21 protein-coding genes are annotated in these 18,556 nt (G+C 60.1%); 19 read left to right on the top strand and 2 right to left on the bottom strand.

What is annotated here, in order from left to right; all coding sequences use genetic code 11:
• The first annotated feature begins 2 nt into the window (after nucleotides 1-2).
• From M8006_RS15515 to cobJ, 7 genes are read left to right on the top strand one after another with little or no spacing between them, the layout of a single operon-like run.
• The gene (locus M8006_RS15515) at nucleotides 3-1,373 is read left to right on the top strand and encodes a cobyrinic acid a,c-diamide synthase CobB (protein ID WP_250083760.1); all 1,371 of its coding nucleotides are present in this window, start codon (nucleotides 3-5) and stop codon (nucleotides 1,371-1,373) included.
• Entirely contained in the window at nucleotides 1,360-2,457 is a 1,098-nt protein-coding gene (gene cobW, locus M8006_RS15510; protein ID WP_250083759.1) for a cobalamin biosynthesis protein CobW, read from the top strand. Before M8006_RS15515 ends, cobW begins: the two co-directional genes overlap by 14 nt.
• Nucleotides 2,457-6,308: a cobaltochelatase subunit CobN gene (cobN, locus tag M8006_RS15505; protein ID WP_250083757.1), complete on the top strand. Its 3,852-nt coding sequence runs from the start codon at nucleotides 2,457-2,459 to the stop codon at nucleotides 6,306-6,308. The genes cobW and cobN overlap by 1 nt, the downstream gene beginning before the upstream one ends.
• Nucleotides 6,298-7,449 carry a cobalamin biosynthesis protein CobG gene (locus M8006_RS15500; protein ID WP_250083755.1) on the top strand — a complete coding sequence of 384 codons (1,152 nt, stop codon included), beginning with the start codon at nucleotides 6,298-6,300 and terminating at the stop codon, nucleotides 7,447-7,449. The genes cobN and M8006_RS15500 overlap by 11 nt, the downstream gene beginning before the upstream one ends.
• The gene (locus M8006_RS15495; protein ID WP_250083753.1) at nucleotides 7,433-8,062 is read left to right on the top strand and encodes a precorrin-8X methylmutase; all 630 of its coding nucleotides are present in this window, start codon (nucleotides 7,433-7,435) and stop codon (nucleotides 8,060-8,062) included. Before M8006_RS15500 ends, M8006_RS15495 begins: the two co-directional genes overlap by 17 nt.
• Nucleotides 8,059-8,784 carry a precorrin-2 C(20)-methyltransferase gene (gene cobI, locus M8006_RS15490; protein WP_250083751.1) on the top strand — a complete coding sequence of 242 codons (726 nt, stop codon included), beginning with the start codon at nucleotides 8,059-8,061 and terminating at the stop codon, nucleotides 8,782-8,784. Before M8006_RS15495 ends, cobI begins: the two co-directional genes overlap by 4 nt.
• Nucleotides 8,781-9,575, top strand: a complete 795-nt coding sequence (gene cobJ, locus M8006_RS15485) for a precorrin-3B C(17)-methyltransferase (RefSeq protein ID WP_250083750.1) — start codon at nucleotides 8,781-8,783, stop codon at nucleotides 9,573-9,575. Before cobI ends, cobJ begins: the two co-directional genes overlap by 4 nt.
• On the opposite strand, the gene M8006_RS15480 is transcribed toward cobJ, so the two are convergent.
• Nucleotides 9,518-10,264, bottom strand: a complete 747-nt coding sequence (locus M8006_RS15480; protein WP_250083746.1) for a cobalt-precorrin-6A reductase — start codon at nucleotides 10,262-10,264, stop codon at nucleotides 9,518-9,520. The genes cobJ and M8006_RS15480 overlap by 58 nt on opposite strands.
• A gap of 1 nt (nucleotide 10,265) precedes the next feature.
• On the opposite strand from M8006_RS15480, the gene cbiE reads away from it, so the two are divergent.
• From cbiE to M8006_RS15420, 12 genes are all read left to right on the top strand, one after another.
• The gene (cbiE, locus tag M8006_RS15475) at nucleotides 10,266-11,522 is read left to right on the top strand and encodes a precorrin-6y C5,15-methyltransferase (decarboxylating) subunit CbiE (RefSeq protein WP_430886840.1); all 1,257 of its coding nucleotides are present in this window, start codon (nucleotides 10,266-10,268) and stop codon (nucleotides 11,520-11,522) included.
• 3 nt (nucleotides 11,523-11,525) lie between these two features.
• Entirely contained in the window at nucleotides 11,526-11,951 is a 426-nt protein-coding gene (locus M8006_RS15470) for a cobalamin biosynthesis protein (protein WP_250083744.1), read from the top strand.
• Nucleotides 11,948-12,751 carry a precorrin-4 C(11)-methyltransferase gene (gene cobM / locus M8006_RS15465; RefSeq protein WP_250083741.1) on the top strand — a complete coding sequence of 268 codons (804 nt, stop codon included), beginning with the start codon at nucleotides 11,948-11,950 and terminating at the stop codon, nucleotides 12,749-12,751. The genes M8006_RS15470 and cobM overlap by 4 nt, the downstream gene beginning before the upstream one ends.
• A complete protein-coding gene (gene cobF, locus M8006_RS15460) occupies nucleotides 12,748-13,509 on the top strand; it encodes a precorrin-6A synthase (deacetylating) (RefSeq protein ID WP_250083740.1) in 762 nt (253 codons plus the stop codon). The genes cobM and cobF overlap by 4 nt, the downstream gene beginning before the upstream one ends.
• A gap of 43 nt (nucleotides 13,510-13,552) precedes the next feature.
• A complete protein-coding gene (locus M8006_RS15455; RefSeq protein WP_250083737.1) occupies nucleotides 13,553-13,831 on the top strand; it encodes a BrnT family toxin in 279 nt (92 codons plus the stop codon).
• Nucleotides 13,828-14,100, top strand: a complete 273-nt coding sequence (locus M8006_RS15450; protein WP_250083736.1) for an antitoxin — start codon at nucleotides 13,828-13,830, stop codon at nucleotides 14,098-14,100. The genes M8006_RS15455 and M8006_RS15450 overlap by 4 nt, the downstream gene beginning before the upstream one ends.
• A 150-nt stretch (nucleotides 14,101-14,250) precedes the next feature.
• Complete coding sequence (locus M8006_RS15445) at nucleotides 14,251-14,691, top strand: YtoQ family protein (protein ID WP_092829192.1); 441 nt, start codon at nucleotides 14,251-14,253, stop codon at nucleotides 14,689-14,691.
• Between the two features lie 439 nt (nucleotides 14,692-15,130).
• Nucleotides 15,131-15,583, top strand: a complete 453-nt coding sequence (locus tag M8006_RS15440) for a DUF6194 family protein (RefSeq protein ID WP_250083733.1) — start codon at nucleotides 15,131-15,133, stop codon at nucleotides 15,581-15,583.
• A gap of 96 nt (nucleotides 15,584-15,679) precedes the next feature.
• Nucleotides 15,680-16,408 (top strand): hypothetical protein, encoded by a 729-nt coding sequence (locus M8006_RS15435; RefSeq protein WP_250083732.1) that lies wholly within the window; start codon nucleotides 15,680-15,682, stop codon nucleotides 16,406-16,408.
• 79 nt (nucleotides 16,409-16,487) lie between these two features.
• Nucleotides 16,488-17,162: a hypothetical protein gene (locus M8006_RS15430; RefSeq protein ID WP_250083730.1), complete on the top strand. Its 675-nt coding sequence runs from the start codon at nucleotides 16,488-16,490 to the stop codon at nucleotides 17,160-17,162.
• A 113-nt stretch (nucleotides 17,163-17,275) separates the two neighbouring features.
• On the top strand, nucleotides 17,276-17,752 hold the full coding sequence (locus M8006_RS15425) for a hypothetical protein (RefSeq protein WP_250083728.1): 477 nt from the start codon (nucleotides 17,276-17,278) through the stop codon (nucleotides 17,750-17,752).
• Between the two features lie 86 nt (nucleotides 17,753-17,838).
• On the top strand, nucleotides 17,839-18,276 hold the full coding sequence (locus tag M8006_RS15420) for a hypothetical protein (RefSeq protein WP_250083726.1): 438 nt from the start codon (nucleotides 17,839-17,841) through the stop codon (nucleotides 18,274-18,276).
• A 75-nt stretch (nucleotides 18,277-18,351) separates the two neighbouring features.
• On the opposite strand, the gene M8006_RS15415 is transcribed toward M8006_RS15420, so the two are convergent.
• On the bottom strand, nucleotides 18,352-18,556 hold a 205-nt coding region (locus tag M8006_RS15415; protein ID WP_250083724.1), incomplete at its 5' end, for a hypothetical protein.

Here is an 18,556-nt window from a genome sequence, read left to right as displayed (position 1 = left end):
TGATGAGCACAACCACTGCATGCCCTGCGCTATTTATTGCCGCGCCTTCTTCAGGGCAGGGCAAAACCACCTTTACCGCCGCGCTGGCTAGGGCGCTGCGCAACCAGGATAAGGTGGTGCGCGTGTTTAAAACCGGCCCCGACTACCTGGACCCCCAGGTGCTGGCCCAGGCCTCTGGCCAGCCGGTCGACCAGCTTGATTTGTGGATGGCGGGCGACGCCTACTGCCGCCAGCGCTTTTATGAAGCCGCTCAAACGGCGGATATGATATTAGTTGAAGGCGCCATGGGCCTGTTTGACGGCGAACCTTCCAGTGCCGACCTGGCTGCGCGGTTTGGCTTGCCCATGGTGGTAGTGATGGACGTCAAAGGCATGGCGCAGACCGCGGGCGCACTCCTGGCGGGGCTGGCGGGCTTTCGCGACGATATCCGCATTGTCGGGCTCATCGCCAACAGCTGCGGCTCCGAGCGCCACCGCGAGCTGATCGAGACAACCCTGCCGAGAGATATCCCGCTGCTCGCTGCCATCGCGCGCAACCCAGCGCTTTCGCTGCCCGAGCGCCATTTAGGCCTGGTGCAGGCCGACGAGATTCGTGATGACCTGGAAGCGCGCTTTGAAAAGGGCGCAAGCGTTATCGAGGCGGAAAACCTGCCGCAAACGCTGCTCGCCCTGCCGCCGGTGACGTTTTACGCCGCACCAGAGATCGCCACAGCGGCGTTGCCGTCGCTTGCCGGGATTACCATCGGCGTGGCCAAAGACGCCGCGTTCAGCTTTATTTACCAGGCCAACCTGGACCTGCTCGAGCAGATGGGCGCGAAGATAAATTTTTTCTCGCCGCTAGACGATAGCGCCCTGCCAAGCTGCGATGCACTGTGGCTGCCCGGTGGCTACCCGGAAATTCACGCTGACAAGCTGGCGGCCAACACGACCATGCACGCGGCGATCAGGCAGTTGTTTGCCGACGACAAGCCGATTCTTGCCGAGTGCGGCGGGCTGCTTTACTGCCTGGAAACCCTGACCGACTACGACGAAACCACCCACACCATGCTGGGCCTGCTGCCAGGGCAGGGCGCAATGCGCGGGCGGCGGGGCTGCCAGGGAATGCAAACCGCCGAGCTGCTCGAAGGCCCGGTGCGCGGCCATGCCCATCATCGCTCGATGGCCGTGGGAACGCCCGAGCCCATTGCCCACGGCCGCCGTCAGCGCCACCCCGCGCCGGGAGAAGCCATCTTTCGTGAGCGTGGGTTGACCGCCACCTACTTGCACCTGTTTTTTGCCAACAACCCCGCCGCGATCGCGTTGCTGTTTAGCGGCAAAGCGTCGCCAGCGCGTCAACCTATCGATTCTGAGGACCAGACCCATGCAGTTAAATAAGATACCCGCCACCGTGGTCACCGGCTTTTTGGGCAGCGGTAAAACCACTCTGCTGGCGAGCATTTTGCGCCAGGTGACCGGAAAGCGGATTGCCGTGATCGTCAATGAATTCGGCGAGCAGGACATCGACTCAAGCCTGCTGCGTGGCTGTGCCCTCGACTGCGAAGACGGTCAGGCGGTGGAAGGCGACGACAGCGGTATTTTCGAACTGGCCAACGGCTGTATCTGCTGCACGGTAGAAGAGGAATTTCTACCGGTGATGAAAAAGCTGGTCGCCCGCCGCGACGATATCGACCATATTCTGATCGAAACCAGCGGCCTGGCGCTGCCCAAGCCGCTGGTGCAGGCCTTCAACTGGCCGGAAGTGCGCCAGCACTGCACCGTTGATGCCATCATTACCGTGATCGACGGCCCCGCCGTGGCCGCCGGCCGTTACGCCAGCGATGTGGCCAAGGTAGAGGCCCAGCGCCAGGCCGACGAAAGCCTGGATCACGACCCCAGCCTGCAAGAGCTGTTGGATGACCAGCTAAGCGCGGCCGACCTGGTGCTGGTCAGCAAGACGGACCTGCTTAGCCCGGACGACAAGGCGCGGGTCGAGGCGTTGATCCAAGCGCGGGTGCCTGACTCCGTGAAGTACCTGTTTGTCGATCAAACCCTGGCCACCAACACCGTGCAACTGGAAGCCTTGATGGGCATCGGGGCAGCCAGCGAAGCAAACATCGACCTGATCACCAATCACCACGATAAGCACCACGCCGAAGGCGCTCATCACGACCACGCCCACGATAACTTTGACTCCTGCGTGATCAGCCTGGGCGAAGTCGACGGCGACCTGCTGGCGGCCAAGCTACAGCACATTGTCAAAACCCAGGAAATCTTCCGCGCCAAGGGTTTTGCGGCGATTCCCGGCAAGCCGATGCGCCGGGTGATCCAGGCCGTGGGCGAACGGCTGGATGGCTACTTCGACCGCCTCTGGGCGGAAGGCGAGACGCGTCAAACCCAGCTGGTCATCATTGGCAAAGCGCTGGACAGCGACGCGCTGCGTGAAGCGCTTGCCGAAGCAGAGGTAACAACAGCCGCCTAATGCACCTTTTTGCTGCCAAACCCGGCGGCTTTGTTGATGACGAAGGCATTGTCGATCTTCAACAGAGCCCTGCGGATGTCGTGATCCTATCGGCTGCCGATAGCAACCTGTCGGCTCTGGCCCAGGCGATCGATCGCCTGGGCGAGCGCTATCCGTCGGTACGTCTGGCCAACTGGATGAACCTGGTCAAGCCCGCCGCCTACGACCTTTACGAGGATCGGGTGCTGGAAAAGGCGCAGCTTGTCGTCGTGTCGATGCTGGGCGGTCAGGCCTACTGGCAGTACGGCTACGAACGGCTGCTGGCCTGGTTGAACGCCAAGCCGGGCCGCCAGTTGATCCTGGTGCCGGGCTGCGACGCGCCGGACGATGCGCTGCTGGAAGCCTCTAGCGTCGACTATGAAAGCGCCCACCGGGTGTGGCGCTACCTGCGCGAGGGCGGCGTGGATAACGCCGAACAGCTGCTGCGCTTTGTGGGTAGCGAATGCCTTGAAATGCCCACCGCCTGGAAGGAACCCAAGGTGGTGCCTTCGGCGGTGATCTACGCGCCCAGCGACCCCTCGAGCCCATCCGGGCGCCAGGTGATGAGCCTGAGCGAGTGGCGGGCCAACCAGCAGCCGGACAGGCCGGTGTGTTTGCTGCTGTTCTACCGCAGTCACTTGCAGGGCGCCAATACCCTGGTTGTCGACGGCATGATCGAGGCGCTTAAAGCGCAGGGGCTTGAGCCACTTGCCATCGCCGTTGCCTCCCTGAAAGAGGCCGACTGCATTGCGTTTGTCAATCACCTGATCGAGCAGACCGACGCCATGCTGGTGGTCAACACCACCAGCTTCTCGATTAACCGCAATTCCGACGACACCTACCCGCTGGGCGGCGCGATCCCCGAGAGCGTTTTCGTCGGCCAGCCGGTCATTCTCCAGGCGATTCTATCCAGCAGCACTGTCGAGGACTGGCAGGCCTCCGCCGCCGGGCTGAGAAGCCGGGATGTGGCGATGCAAGTCGTGCTCCCGGAGATGGATGGCCGGGTGATTACCCGGGCGGTGGGCTTCAAGGCGGAAGCGCTTTACAACGCCCGCAGCCAGCTGTCGGTGACCCACCACGCCCTGCATCCCGAGCGTGCTGAGTTTGTCGCCAAGCTGGCGCGCCGGTTTTGCCACCTGCGCACCACCCCCAATCACGCCAAACGGCTGGCGCTGGTGCTGGCGAATTACCCCAACCGCGACGGCCGGATTGGCAACGGCGTGGGGCTGGATACGCCCGCCTCGACGCTGCAGATATTGACCGCGCTGCAAAAAGCAGGTTACCCGGTGAGCGACCTGCCGGCGAGTGGCGATGACCTGATCCGCCTGCTGCAGGGGGCGGTGACCAACGACCGCAACGTCATCGACCAGCGCATGTGCTGGCAAAGCATCGGCGTTGAAGAGTACCTGGCATGGTTTTACACGCTGCCCGCCGAACTCCAGGAAACGGTATGGACGCGTTGGGGCGCACCCGCTGATGACCCCAAATGCCGTCAGGGGCGGCTGATGATCTCGGGTATCCGGCTGGGCGATACCTTCGTCGGCATCCAACCCGAGCGCGACTTTATCGACGACCTGACCCAGTCCTACCACGATATGCAGCTGGCGCCGCCGCACAGCTACCTGGCGTTTTACTTCTGGCTGCGCGAGCACTACCAGGTGGAAGCGGTGATTCACGTCGGCAAGCACGGCAACCTTGAATGGCTGCCGGGCAAAAGCAGCGCCCTGAGCGCCGAGTGCTGGCCGGATATTGCGCTGGGGCCGGTGCCGCACTTCTACCCGTTTATCGTCAACGACCCGGGCGAGGGCGCCCAGGCCAAGCGGCGCAGCCAGGCGGTGATTATCGACCACCTGATGCCGCCGCTGGCCCGCGCCGAGCTGTATGGCGATATGGCCAAACTGGAAGCGCTTACCGACGAGTACTACCAGGCGCTGGATATGGACCCCCGGCGCGAAGCATTAATCCGCGAGCAGATTCTTGAGCACCTGCGCGAGACCGGCATCGACCAGGAGCTTACCAAGGCCATCGACAGCCAGGACGAAGCGCTGATCCTGAACGAGCTGGATACCTTCTTATGCGACATCAAGGAATCGCAGATTCGTCACGGCCTGCACGTCCTCGGCACGCTACCGCCCCAGGATAAAGTAGTCGGCACCCTGGTGGCGCTGCTGCGCCTGCCAAGGGGCGAGAGCATTGCCCAGCGCGGCCAGCTGCATAACCTGGCCGATGATTTGGCCCTGCACGATGACGAGCATGCGAATTTTGACCCGCTGATGGCCGACGCCGAGCCCTGGACAGGGCCGCGGCCAGATGTGCTGCGCGAGCTGGATAGCGCCGCCTGGCGCAGCGGCAACGACACCCGCGAGCGCCTGGAAGCGCTGGCCCACCAGCTGGTCGAAGAATACGTGGTCGCGCCCGGTTGCCTGGAGGTGTTGGCTGCCCGCTATCCCGCGACCGCCGAGCAGCTGCGCTACGCAAGGGATCAGCTGTGGGTGGCGCTTCAGCAGAGCGCCCAGCTGGAAATCAGCTCGCTGTTGGAAGGCCTTGACGGCCTGTTTGTGCCGCCGGGGCCGAGTGGCGCTCCCAGCCGGGGTCGGCTGGATACGCTACCCACCGGGCGCAACTTCTTCAGCGTGGACAACCGCTCGATTCCATCGCCCGCTGCCTGGACGCTGGGCGAAAAATCCGCCCAGGCGTTTGTCGAGCGCTACCTGCAGGATAACGGCGACTACCCCCGCCGCCTGGGCTTATCCATCTGGGGCACCGCCACTATGCGCACCGGCGGCGATGACATTGCCCAGGCCTTTGCGCTGATGGGCGTGCGCCCCATCTGGTCGCTGGGCTCGCAGCGGGTGATCGACATCGAGGTGATTCCCTCGATGCTGCTCAACCGCCCGCGGGTGGACGTCACGCTGCGGGTCTCCGGCTTCTTCCGCGATGCGTTTCCCAACGTGATCCGGCTGTTTGACGCCGCTGTGCAGGCGGTTGCCAGCTACGCCGAACCGGGCAACAGCAATACCATCCGCGATGCGGTAATGGCCCGCCAGCAGGTCTTGGAAAAGCAGGGGCTGAGCCCCGAGATGGCCGCCCAGCAGGCGGGCTATCGGATCTTTGGCAGCAAACCGGGCGAGTACGGCACTGGCCTGAATAGGCTGATCGACAACGGCGCCTGGGAAAATGCCGATGACCTGGCGCAGGCCTACCTGGACAACGGCGCCTACGCCTACGGGCAGTTTGCCGAGTCGGGCACGGCCGCCCCGGATGCTTTCGAGCAGCAGCTTAAAGGCCTGGAAGCGGTGATGCAGAATCAGGATAATCGCGAGCACGATATCCTCGATTCCAACAGCTACTACGCCTTCCAGGGCGGCATGGCCAACGCCAGCCGCTCGCTGAGCGGGCAAACGCCGACCATCTATCACGCCGACCATGCCAACCCGGCAGCGCCCAAGATTCGCACACTGAAAGAAGAGCTTGCGAAGGTGATTCGCTCGCGGGTACTCAACCCCAAGTGGATCAACGCCATGCGTGAGCACGGTTATAAAGGCGGCTTCGAGATGGCGGCCACCATCGACTATTTATTCGCCTACGACGCCACCACCGACCTGGTCGCCGACTACCAGTACGCCCAGGTCACCGAGGCGCTGATACTGGATGACGCCAATCAGCAGTTCCTGCGCGAGCATAACCCCTCGGCGCTGGAAGAAATGGCCGAACGCCTGCTCGAAGCCGCCCAGCGCGGCATGTGGCAGGCGCCCGGCGAGCAGGGCGACGCGCTGAAAGACCTGCTGCTGGAAATGGACGAGGCGAAAGAGGTCGCGGCGGATGTCGGCTGAACCTCGCATCAAGGGCTGGTGCCCCGGTGCCTGGCAGCCGATGGCAACCGGCGATGGCTGGCTGGTGCGCGTGCGCCCAAGACTGGGCCAGTTAACGCGTGGCCAGGTGCTGGCGCTGTGTGACGCGGCGGAGAATTACGGTAGCGGCTTGATCGAACTGACCAGCCGCGCCAATCTGCAGTTGCGCGGCGTCACCGAGGCGAGCTGGCCAGCCCTGATGGACACGCTGATCGCCCACGAGTTGGTTGACGCTGACCCGGAGGCGGAGCGTCGCCCGCAAATTCTATTGGCCCTCGGCTGGCAAGCGGGGGACGATACCCATAAAATCGCCAGCGCGCTTAACGACCGCTGGCACGAGTTGCCGGTGGTGCCCGCCAAAGTCGGGATCGCCATTGATGCAGGCAAAGCGCCGGTACTCGGCGATGCCTCGGCGGATTTTCGTATCGAGCGCGCCGATTCGCGCGGCCTGCTGGTGCGTGCCGATGGCCATGCATCAGGCATCGCGGTGCCCTCGATTGACGCGGCCGTGGCGCAACTCATACGCCTAACGCATTGGTTTGTTGAAAGCGGCGGGTGGGACAGCAAACGCATGCGGCGCCATCATGTTCCGCTGCCTGACTGGGCCCCTGCCAACGCAGAACCCGCCGCAACGGGCAGCCAACTGCCCCTGGGCAAGTACGCCCACGGCGCGGTGTATGGCCTGCCGTTTGGGCGGGTGCCCGCCAAGGTACTGCGCGACGCGGTGACGCCTGCCGAGGTTACCGCCCTGCAGGTGACGCCCTGGCGGCGTATCTGGGTCGCGGGAGCCAGCGCCGCGGCCATTGACGGGTTGATCAGCGACGAACAGGACGCCCGCCTGCGGATTGATGCCTGCCCCGGCGCGCCCTATTGCGAGCAGGCCAGTGTTGCCACCCAGCCGCTTGCCGAGCACCTGCGTGGCGTTACCCAAGGTGCCGTGCATGTATCCGGCTGCGCCAAGGGCTGCGCCCGCCGCTCACCGGCTGACGTTTGCCTGGTTGGCGAGGCTGGCCGGTTTAATCTGATTGTTAACGGCCGTGCCGATAGCACGCCGGTTAAAACAGGCCTCACGGAGACTGAGGTTGTTGCATATTTGGAGAGTTTAGGTGCCCCACATTTATGAAACAGACGGCCCGGCGATTTACCGGGAGTCCTTTGCCACCATTCGCCGTGAAGCAGACCTGGGGCGGTTTTCTCGCGATGAAGAGCCGATTGCCGTGCGCATGATTCATGCCGCCGGCCTGGTGGAGCTTGCCGCGTCGATACAGTTTTCAGGCGATGTGGTCAGCCACGCCCGCCAAGCGCTCGAAGCCGGCGCGCCGATTTTAAGCGACGCCCGCATGGTGTCTGAAGGCATCACGCGTAAACGCCTGCCCGCCGATAACGCGATTATCTGCACACTGAATGACGAGCGCACCCCGGCACTGGCCAAAGAGATGGCCAACACCCGCTCGGCGGCAGCGCTGGAGCTCTGGCGGCCGCACCTGGAAGGCGCGGTGGTGGCGATTGGCAACGCGCCCACGGCGCTGTTTCATCTGCTCAATATGCTCGAAGACCCCGACTGTCCCCGGCCCGCGGCGATTATCGGTTGCCCGGTGGGCTTTGTCGGCGCGGCCGAGTCCAAGCAGGCGCTTTGGGAAAGCCAGGTTAGCCCCTGCTGCACGGTGCAGGGTCGTCTGGGCGGCAGCGCCGTGACCGTCGCCGCCCTCAATGCCATCGCGGACCGCACAGAATGACCCAGGGAATCATCTACGGGGTAGGCCTTGGCCCGGGAAGCCAGGACTTGATGAGCGTGCGCGCTGATCGGCTGATCCGCGGCGCCTCTCACGTTGCCTATTTTCGCAAGAAGGGGCGTACCGGCCATGCGCGCAGCATCGTCGAGGGCATGCTGGCCCCCGAGGTCAGCGAGCTTGCCATGGAATACCCGGTGACCACGGAAATCCCCTTCGACGACCCGCGTTACAATGAGTTGCTGGCCAACTTTTACCAACGCAGCGTGGCGCTACTGATCGAGCTGGCCGAGGCAGGGCGCGATGTGGTGGTGCTCTGCGAAGGCGACCCGTTCTTCTACGGCTCCTTTATGCATCTTTATACCCGGTTGCTGGACCGCGTGCCGGTCTCCGTGGTGCCGGGGATCACCGGGATGTCGGCGGCCTGGACCGCCACCGGCCAGCCGATCACCTGGGGCGATGATATCCTCACGGTGGTCATGGCCACGCTGCCGGAGGCCTCCCTGGCCGCGCGCATCGCCGAGACCGATGCCCTGGTGGTGATGAAAATCGGCCGCAATCTGGACAAGCTGCGCCGGGCGCTTGCCCAAGCCGGGCGCGATGACGAAGCCTGGTTGATTGAGTACGCCGCCATGAGCCAGGAGAGGGTGCGGCCCTTCAAGGACGCAGGCGAGAGCGTGCCCTACTTCTCGATCGTGCTGATTCACGGCCATGGGAGACGTCCATGAGTGGCTGGCTGAAAATCGTCGGCTTGGGGCCGGGCAGCGACCAGCTGGTGACTCCCGAGGTGTCGGCGGTGCTCGTCGAAGCCACCGATGTGGTGGGCTACGTGCCCTACGTTGAACGGGTCGCGCCAAGGGCCGGGCTTGTGCGCCACGGCTCGGATAACCGGGAAGAAATCCAACGGGCCGAGCAGGCGCTCACAATGGCCGCCGACGGCCGCCGCGTGGCGGTGGTGTCCTCCGGCGACCCTGGCGTGTTTGCCATGGCCTCGGCGGTGTTTGAAGCCTTGGAAACGGGCGATGCCCATTGGCGCTCGCTGGACGTTCAGGTGCTGCCGGGGATTTCCGCCATGCTGGCCGCCAGTGCAAGCGTGGGCGCGCCGTTGGGGCACGACTTCTGCTGCATTAATCTATCCGACAACCTCAAGCCTTGGGCGCTGATTGAAAAGCGCCTGCGCCTGGCCGCCGAGGCCGACTTTGCCATGGCGTTCTACAACCCGCGTTCCAGGGCGCGGCCGGAAGGCTTTGCGCGTACGCTGGAGGTACTGCTCGAAACCTGCGGGCCGGACCGGTTGATTGTTTTTGCCCGCGCCGTCTCGACCCCTGACGAATCGATTCGCGTCACGACCCTGGGCGAGGCGACGCCGGACATGGCGGATATGCGCACCCTGGTCATCGTGGGCTCCAGCCAGACGCGGCGCATTGAAAGACAGGGCCCAAAAGAGCGCGAACCGTGGGTTTATACCCCCCGCTCGGTGGACTCAAAAAGCCAGGCCAGCACGTCATCCAGGGCGTGATACTCCCGGCGGGATGGCAGCGTCGGCCGCTCGATCATCACCACCGGCAGGCCGAGCGCGCGGGCGGCGGTGAGTTTGGACACCGCGCCGTTGCCGCCGGCGTTTTTGCATACTAGGCGATCAACGGCGTGGTCTTTTAGCAAGGCCAGATCGCCCTCTGTGGTAAACGGGCCGCGCTCGACGGTGATAGTCTGGTGGGGCAGCGGTATCGGCTGCTCGGGGTGATCGACCAGTCGCAGTAAATAGTGATGCTGCGGCTTCGCGGCAAAGGCTTCCAGGTGCTGGCGCCCGATGGCCAGCATGACGCGCTCGGGCCGGCCATCGAGCTGGTTCACTGCCTCATCGATGCTGGCAACGTGAGTCCAGTTATCGCCGGGCTGGGGTTGCCAGGCCGGGCGGGTGAACACCATCAGAGGGACGTTACACTGCGCGGCAGCGTTGAGCGCGTGGCGGCTCATCTGCTCGGCGAAAGGGTGGGTCGCGTCAATTAGGTGGGTAATGCCCGCTTGCTGAAGATACGCGATGAGGCCATCAACGCCGCCAAAACCGCCAATACGTGTCGGCAAGGGTTGCGGCTTTGGGGTGCTGACCCGCCCCGCATAACTATAGATGGCCGGGATCGAACGCTCGGCCAGCAGGCTGGCCAGGGCGCTGGCCTCTGAGGTTCCGCCAAGAATCAGGATATTCATAGTGATTAACGGTAACGAGGTTCCCTGGCTGACGATAATAGGCTGGGGGGAGAGTGGCACAAAGGGTCTCACGGCGGCAAGCCGCGAGGCGCTTGCGCGTGCCGAGGTGGTGTTTGGCGCGCGCCGACACCTGCGCCTGCTCGAACCCCTGAGCACTGACTTGAATGCCGACCTTAAAACTGACCTTAAAACCGACCTGCAAGATAAGTTGCGTGAATGGCCGGTGCCGTTTGCCGACGGCATCCCCCAACTGCTCGCCGAGCGCGGCCGATGCGTGGTGGTGCTGGCCTCCGGCGACCCCTTCTGGTTTGGTGCGGGCACCTCCATCGTCGGCCACCTTGAGCCCCAGGAATGGCAGGCGCTGCCTTCGCCCTCCACGTTCAGTCTAGCGGCTTCACGCCTGGGCTGGCCGATTCAGGACTGCACCTGCCTGGGTCTGCACGCCAAGCCTTTAACCCGTGTTCGGCCCTACCTGCAGCCTGGCAGGCGTTTGCTGGTGCTGGCACGAGACGGCGACGCAGTAGCGGAGCTTGCCCGCTGGGTCTACCAATTCGGCTTTGCGGATTCAACGCTAACGGTGCTGGAAGCCCTGGGTGGCGAGCACGAGCGGGTGCGCACCTTTACGGCAGCAGCGACGCTTCCCAATGACATCGCGCATCCGGTAGCGGTAGCGCTCGAGGTTGCCGGGGAGGGGCCCGCATTGCCGCTGGCGTCTGGGCTGTCCGATGACTTTTTTGAGCACGATGGCCAGATCACCAAACAAGCCATTCGCGCCATGACCCTGGCCGCGCTGGCCCCCAAGCCCGGCGAACGGCTGTGGGATATCGGCACTGGCTCGGGCTCGATTGCCATCGAGTGGCTGCTGGCGCACCCCGACAATCAGGCGGTAGGCGTTGAGCAAAACGCCAGCCGCGCCGCTCGCGCTGCTCACAACGCCAGCCAACTGGGCGTTGACTGGCTCACGATCATCGAAGGCAGCGCGCTGGACGCGCTTGCCAAAGCTCCGCCGCCGGACGCGGTGTTTATCGGCGGCGGTCTTTCGCAAGCGTTGTTAGAAGCGCTCTGGCAGCAGCTCCCTGCGGGCACGCGGCTGGTGGCCAACGCGGTGACGCTTGAGTCCGAAGCGCTACTGGCCCACTGGCACCAACAGGCAGGCGGCGAGCTGCTGCGCCTGGAGCTTGCAAGCGCCGCGCCGCTGGGCACTCGCCGGGGCTGGAAAGCCAGCTACCCGATTGTGCAGTGGCGTTGCTCACGATAAAGCATGAGACAAGTCGATGAAGAGCAAGTTGATGGAGTGCCGGCTGATGAAGAGAGAGTGCCGATGAGGGTGGTCGGGTTTGGCTTTCGCCGCAGTGCTTCGCTTGCCTCGCTGGCAGCGTTGCTCGATACGCTGACCCAGCGCTTTGGCGCAATCGACGCCCTGGCAGCGACGCAATCCATGCGCCCGCTGGTGCAAAGCCTGGGCCAGGCGCGTTGCCTCCATGTCATCCTGGTCGCCGATGCGGACCTGCCAAGCGTTACCACCGTCACCCACTCCGCACAAAGCCTGCAGGCGCGGGGGACGGGCAGCGTGGCCGAAGCGGTGGCGTTATTGGCCGCCGGGCCTGGGGCGCAGCTGCTCGGCCCACGGCACATTTCCGCTGACCGGCAAGCAACGGCGGCCATCGCCATAGGAAAATCATTATGACCGTTCATTTCATCGGTGCCGGGCCAGGCGCCCCGGACCTGATCACGCTGCGTGGCCGCGACCTGATTGCCGTGAGCCCGGTGTGCCTCTACGCAGGCTCGCTGGTACCGGAAGAACTGCTTGAGCACTGCCCGCCAGCGGCGCGTATCGTCAACACCGCGCCGCTGTCGCTGGACGAGATCATCGAGGAAATTCAGACCGCCCACACGGCTGAGCAGGATGTCGTACGGCTGCACTCGGGGGATCTATCAGTATGGTCGGCGGTGGGGGAGCAGACCCGCCGCCTGCGGGCGCTGGAGATTCCCTACACCATCACCCCCGGCGTGCCCGCCTTCGCCGCCGCTGCGGCCAGTTTGGGCCAGGAGCTGACCCTACCGGGCGTGGCGCAATCGGTGGTGCTGACGCGTACCTCCGGGCGCGCCAGCGCCATGCCGGACAACGAAACCCTGGCCAACTTTGCCCAGACCGGCGCGACGCTGGCGATTCATCTGTCGGTACATAACCTCGAACACGTAGTGGCGTCGCTTACACCGTACTACGGCAATGACTGCCCCGTGGCCATTGTGTGGCGTGCCAGCTGGCCCGATGAAAAAATCATCAGAGGGCGCCTATCCACCATTGAGGCGCTAGCCGCCAACACGCTCCAGCGCACGGCGTTGATTCTGGTCGGGCCGGTGCTTGAGAGCCAGGACTTCCAGGAAAGCGCACTGTACGCCGTCGGCTACGACCGCCGTTTTCGGCCACAGTCCGCGGACTCGCCGTTTGCCAATACTCCAGACGATGAGGGCCGCGACCTATGACGACGCTTTCGCTGATCGGCATCGGCACGGGCAACCCCGACCACGTCACGCTCGCCGCCGTGCGGGCCCTCAATGACGCCGACCTGATCCTGCTGCCGCGCAAAGGCGAAGCCAAAAGCGACCTGGTCGACCTGCGCCGCCTGCTGTGCCAAACCCTGCTACGCGAGCCCGAACAGGCCCAAATCGTCGAATTCGACTTGCCTAAGCGCGGCGAGCGGGGCGATTATCTTGGCGCCGTTGATGAATGGCACAAGGCCATCGCCGAGGTGTGGGCATCGCTGATGGCACGCCACCTGCCCGAAGGTGGGCGGGTCGGCATGCTGATCTGGGGCGACCCCTCGCTCTACGACAGCAGCCTGCGCATCGCCGAACGCCTGGGCACCACCGGGGGACAAGTAAACGTCGAGGTGGTGCCAGGCATCACCAGCCTGCAGGTACTCACCGCCGAGCACCGCATACCGCTGAACGCCCTGGCCGAGCCCATCCAGATCACCACCGGCCGCCGCCTGCGCGAACGCGGCTGGCCAAGCGACGCCGCCACCGTCGCCGTGATGCTCGACAGCGGCGGGGCCTTTACCACGCTGCCTGCCGACGATACCTACATCTGGTGGGGCGCCTACCTGGGCATGGAGAAACAGTGCCTGATCAAAGGCTGGCTAGATGAGGTCAGCGACGAGATCATCCAGCATCGCGCCAGCCTGCGCGAACAGCACGGCTGGATTATGGATATTTACCTGCTGGCTAAAAAGCCGCTGTGAGCTTCTGAGTACAAAAAGCACACAATGTGCTAAGCTTGGGCTTATGAAACCGATCTCATGGAACCCAGAGAAGAACAAACGTCTCCAAGGAGAAAGGAACATCTCGTTCGAGGATGTGGTGTTGCATATCTCGGTTGGGGGCATTCTGGATACGTTCGAGCATCCGAATCAGGAGCGGTATCCTGGCCAACAGATTCACGTGATTGAGATAGAAGGGTATGCCTATCTGGTGCCCTTTATAGAGTCGGAAGATGAGGTTTTTTTGAAAACGATCATCCCGAGCCGGAAAGCGACCAAAACCTATTTGGGAGGTCCGAAATGAGCAGGCTGGATAAAGAAGAACAGGAAATTCTGGATGTCTTCGATGCCGGAGAGTTACAGCGAGCATCAGAGGTTGAGGATAGAAAAGCGCGGCACCAGCAGTATGCCGAAGCCATGTTCAAGAAAGATGCTCGTATCAACATCAGGCTGTCTTCTAAAGATCTTCGTGGGCTCCAGAAGAAAGCCCTGGAGGAAGGGATCCCCTACCAAACACTTGTTGCCAGCATCCTCCATAAATATGTGGAAGGTCGCTTGCATGAGGATCGGTAGCTAACCAAGCCATGCACCGGATGACAAAACCCCCGCTCCACTCTGGTTTTGTCACCTGTGATGGCAAGCGATATGACGCCGGTATCAATATGGAATGTTTTTCCATAAAATAACCGTATTGACTAAATAATTGCGTTATCAGGAGCGACCATGAGCTTTTACGTTTATCTATCCGGCGAGATCCACACCGACTGGCGCGATGAGATCCAACGCGGCGCCGACGCGGCAGGCCTGGATATCGTCTTCACCGCCCCGGTGACTGACCACGACGCCTCGGACGCCGCCGGTGACCACCTCGGCAAACCTGAAAATAGCTTCTGGCGCGACCACCAGTCCTCCAAGGTCAACGCCATCCGCACCCGCACCATGATCGAACAGGCCGACCTGGTCGTCGTACGCTTCGGCGACAAATACAAGCAATGGAACGCCGCCTTCGATGCAGGCTACTGCGCCGCCCTCGCCAAGCCCTACATCACCCTGCACAGCGAAGACATCGTCCACCCGCTAAAAGAAGTCGACGCAGGCGCCCAAGCCTGGTGCACCACCACCGACCAAGTCGTCGAAACCCTGCGTTACGTCCTCAAAGCCTAAAACGCCCACCCAGCGAAGTGCACGGTGCCCTGCAGGAGCGCAACTCATTGCGTAATCAGCAACCACCGTGCCACCAAGCCCGCGGTGAGAGGGCGTAGGAGCCCAATTCATTGGGCGATCAGCATTAAATAAGCCAACGAAAACAATAACTTGTAAAATATTGCGTTCCTCCACTTCGCATGCCCTCAACCCCACACCGGCAAAATTTTACCTGCCCGACGCGTGACCTAAGCCAAATTTATGAATAGAGTATGATTGAACAGAGCAAAACAAGCGGACGCGCGAATTTTGGATATACAGCCAAACTATTGTTCATCGACTTGAATATCAGATGATTATGGCTGTTCCGGCGCGCGCGATATGAATGATGAATAGCGCAGCGCGTTTATTCAATATCAGAACGCGCAGTCTAATCACTGTTATGACTAAGGAAAGCAACATGCAGAAAAAGGAAATTTCGGAGTACATTGTTGACCAATACCAGGGGCTGGTTACGGTCGATGCCTGGGGCGAGCAGTCGTTCTTCTACAACCCTGACCGGCGACTTCCTCGGGGCGTTTATTTTGCAACACTCAAAGACAAGGATGGGGATAATGACAAGGGGTCGAACCTCAGTCGTGAAGGGGTGTTCCGGTTCAATTTCGGCATAAGTAAATCGTCCTACGAAAAAACACTGGGGAAAAGGCCTGCCAGGCCTGGTGCTGGTGGGGTGGTGAATACGCGCCATGATTTCACCGAGTTAAATACTGTCTTACCGCACCCGGTATACGCGTGGATGTCTTGGGTATGTGTTCTCAATCCCGACAAAGCGATGATCCAAGAGTTGGAACCTTTGCTGAATGAGTCCTATGATCTTGTGGTCAAGAAGTATGCTAAACGTATCAAGTCATAACCATGCCAGTCACGGCGACGGTTACTGCATTGCGGCTCCGCCTCCATTCCGTAACCGCGCGTGCTGAGCGGCGTTATGTGTTCAAAAGGAGAGTCGATGTCTTTCAGTGAATTACAAATGTGGTTATGGCTGTCTAGCGTTCAGCTTGTTAGGCTAAACGAGAAGAGCTTGCCCGCCGGCATTGCGTCTGGTTGTTTGATAGATTATTTGGGAAGACGCATCCTCTTGACGGTATCCCACGCCACAGGGGACCAAGGTAATTGGGCGATACAGCAGAAATACGTTCCAGGGCGTGGGACATGCAACTATCAATTAGGCGCAATGAATTTCCTTGCAAAGGCGACGTTATCAAACCCTACGCTTGAGGATGTAGATTTTTCTTATGTAGAAGTGCCATCAAGCTTCATCGCCTATCGACAAGAAATCGAGGCTTCCGATAATTCAGTTAAATCGGAAAAACCAATTAATGTGCATTCACCAAGCTTGTTGGACGAGCCAGATAATAGTGAAGAGTTCGGGTTTTGCGGCATGGTGATGCCTTCTGCGGAGAACCACTTCGGGCAAGTTTATTTCGGCGGCGAGATTCGAGTATACGATCAGCTAAGGTTCCTGCGTACTGAAGACGATTATCATTTCTTCAAATTACCTTTCTCGCATCCGGGCCATGATCACTTTAAAGGATGTAGCGGAGCTCCAATCATGGACAGATCCGGGCGTCTGGTAGCGCTGGTTTGTGGCGGGTGCCAGCATACCAGTGAAGTCTGGGGTATTTCAGTCAAAGCCTATAAAACACCAATTGACATACTGGTCGGTAATGTGTCGTAGGGAATCACACAACCAAACCATGCAGCCGACGCTCGTGCCTCGCGCGGCTGATGGCCAGCGTTAGATTTTTGGAGGATTCATGCCACTGGTCGAAGAGAAGATACAGCTCGAGTTGGATGGGCGATGGAGCTTAGAAGAGCTATCCGATGTCACGAAAAACTATATCCATCTTTACGGTTTCGCGTATTCTCTGATGCCAGAGTTGTCATCTGCTCGGCGAGCAGAAATTGACTACATCTATGGAAAATTTCCGTGGAAAGGCGGGTATAGCACTGTAAACTTTTTCAATCAGTTGTTTCATAAAATACCCCGCGAACGTCGCCCTGAAGTCCAGCGAATCCAGTATGCATCACCTGGATTCATTGAACTTTCTCTCCTCCTTCTGGCAGCAAGTACTGTTGCAGGAATAGTCAAAGCGGTTTGCTCATCAATAAATGCTGCCCACGATACTTATCGGAACATTCAAAAAGGGGCAGTCGAGCATAAACTTTCCCAAATCAATTTGGCGAAGGAAGAGCTTGACCTCAAAAATCGACAAATTGAGTTCTGTAAAAAATCATCCAAGGAGCTTGTAAAGGTCTTTGGCCTATCGCCAGAGCATGAGAGCTTGATCGATCAACGGACTCAAAACAACCCAGTGATGAAGCTTAAAATTTTATTGTCGGTGTTCAGGAGAGTCGCTCCATTGGCTGATAAGCAAGCGGAAGGTAAGTTGAACGTTAAAGGTGAGAAGTCAGAGGAATCTAACCAATAGTTCCAGTTCGTTCCGGGCCTGGCGGCCCTCCACCGGACGCCCTTTTCTCCGCTTCGCTACAAAAAGGTCGCCGCTGAACAACGGCGTTATACGCCAAGAAGAAGATGATGAGCATGGATTCAAACTTAGCTAGTGCATTAATAGCCGCAACAGTTTCACTCATTGTTTCACTGGTTACATTATGGGCTACTCGCTATAAAGCGGAAACGGACAAAGAGCGTCAGGAAAGAGAGTTGGAGAGAAAGCTTACAGAAAGGCTATATGAGAAGAGAATCGAAGCCTACCCTAAAGCTTTTAGTATTACCCAAAATTTATTAAGTAGCATCAAAGAAAATGACGGGTTGAAACAAGAAGAATTAACGAAAGTGTATCATGCCATTTCGGAATGGGCGTCCAATGATGCGAGCTTTATATTATCCTTGAGGTCATTAAACGCATATTACCGGCTTCGAGAAGCCATTCTCGTTGAGCCTGATGAGGATGGCAAGTATACGCGAGAGCAGCGAGAGCATATATGGAAAGCAAAGAACAAGCTCAGGGGCTCGCTTAGAGATGATGTTCATTTACTTTTCCTTGAAGACCAGAAATGAGCATGCATAACAATGCCATTCAGCCGACGCTCGTATATTGCGCGGCTGATGGTTGTCGTTATATTCAATTCAGACTCAGGAGACGTATGCGAAATCTCGTAGTTGCTTGCTCTTTACTAGTTTTGGTTGGGTGTGGAGAAGAGGAGACAACAGATAATATTCAGAAGAAGCTTGAAGCCGGTGAAGCTTTGACAAAGAAGCAGCAATGTATAGCTGACACTGTCGTCTCGTCAATTATCGACCCTAAGAATGTAATGCTCTATGCGGCAACGTTCGATGTGCTTAGTCGCGCCTACATTTCCCAGAGGGCTCAAATTATTAATTATTGCCGCCCAATGATCCAAGGATCTCGACACGATGATGCACTCGAGGATTTTTCAGAAGTTTGCCCTGAGGAACTCAAAAAATTGAGTAATGATCAGCTGACAGAGCTTGATGTACGAGCGCAGCAGTTAGCGAACATGGCAAAAGATCTTGATGGTAGCCCCCTAGATGTTGCGCTTGGCCGTTGTGCTGATCTCTAAGAATATAACAAGGCAATCAAATTCGTTCCGGCCTACCCCCCTCTGTCAGCCTAGTTGTCCGGTTGGTGATATCGCCTAAATCAAATCCAGAGGGAGCGGCATGGAGCACGTGTGCCACGTTTTTCGCCTCATCAACTGCTTGGCATCGCGAAACGTAAGCGAGCCATTAACCACATCTGGGCAGGCGTCGCTCAGCCGGGTAATGTGTCCTTCCAGTGCCAGGGCAGCAGCGTGGTGAGCTCGTCGTCGTTGAGCGTGGGCAATGTTTCGAAGACGTACC

Origin of the sequence: Halomonas llamarensis (genome assembly GCF_023555005.1) — a bacterium.
Lineage (GTDB): Bacteria > Pseudomonadota > Gammaproteobacteria > Pseudomonadales > Halomonadaceae > Vreelandella > Vreelandella llamarensis.
This window is presented reverse-complemented; position numbering and strand designations above follow the sequence as displayed.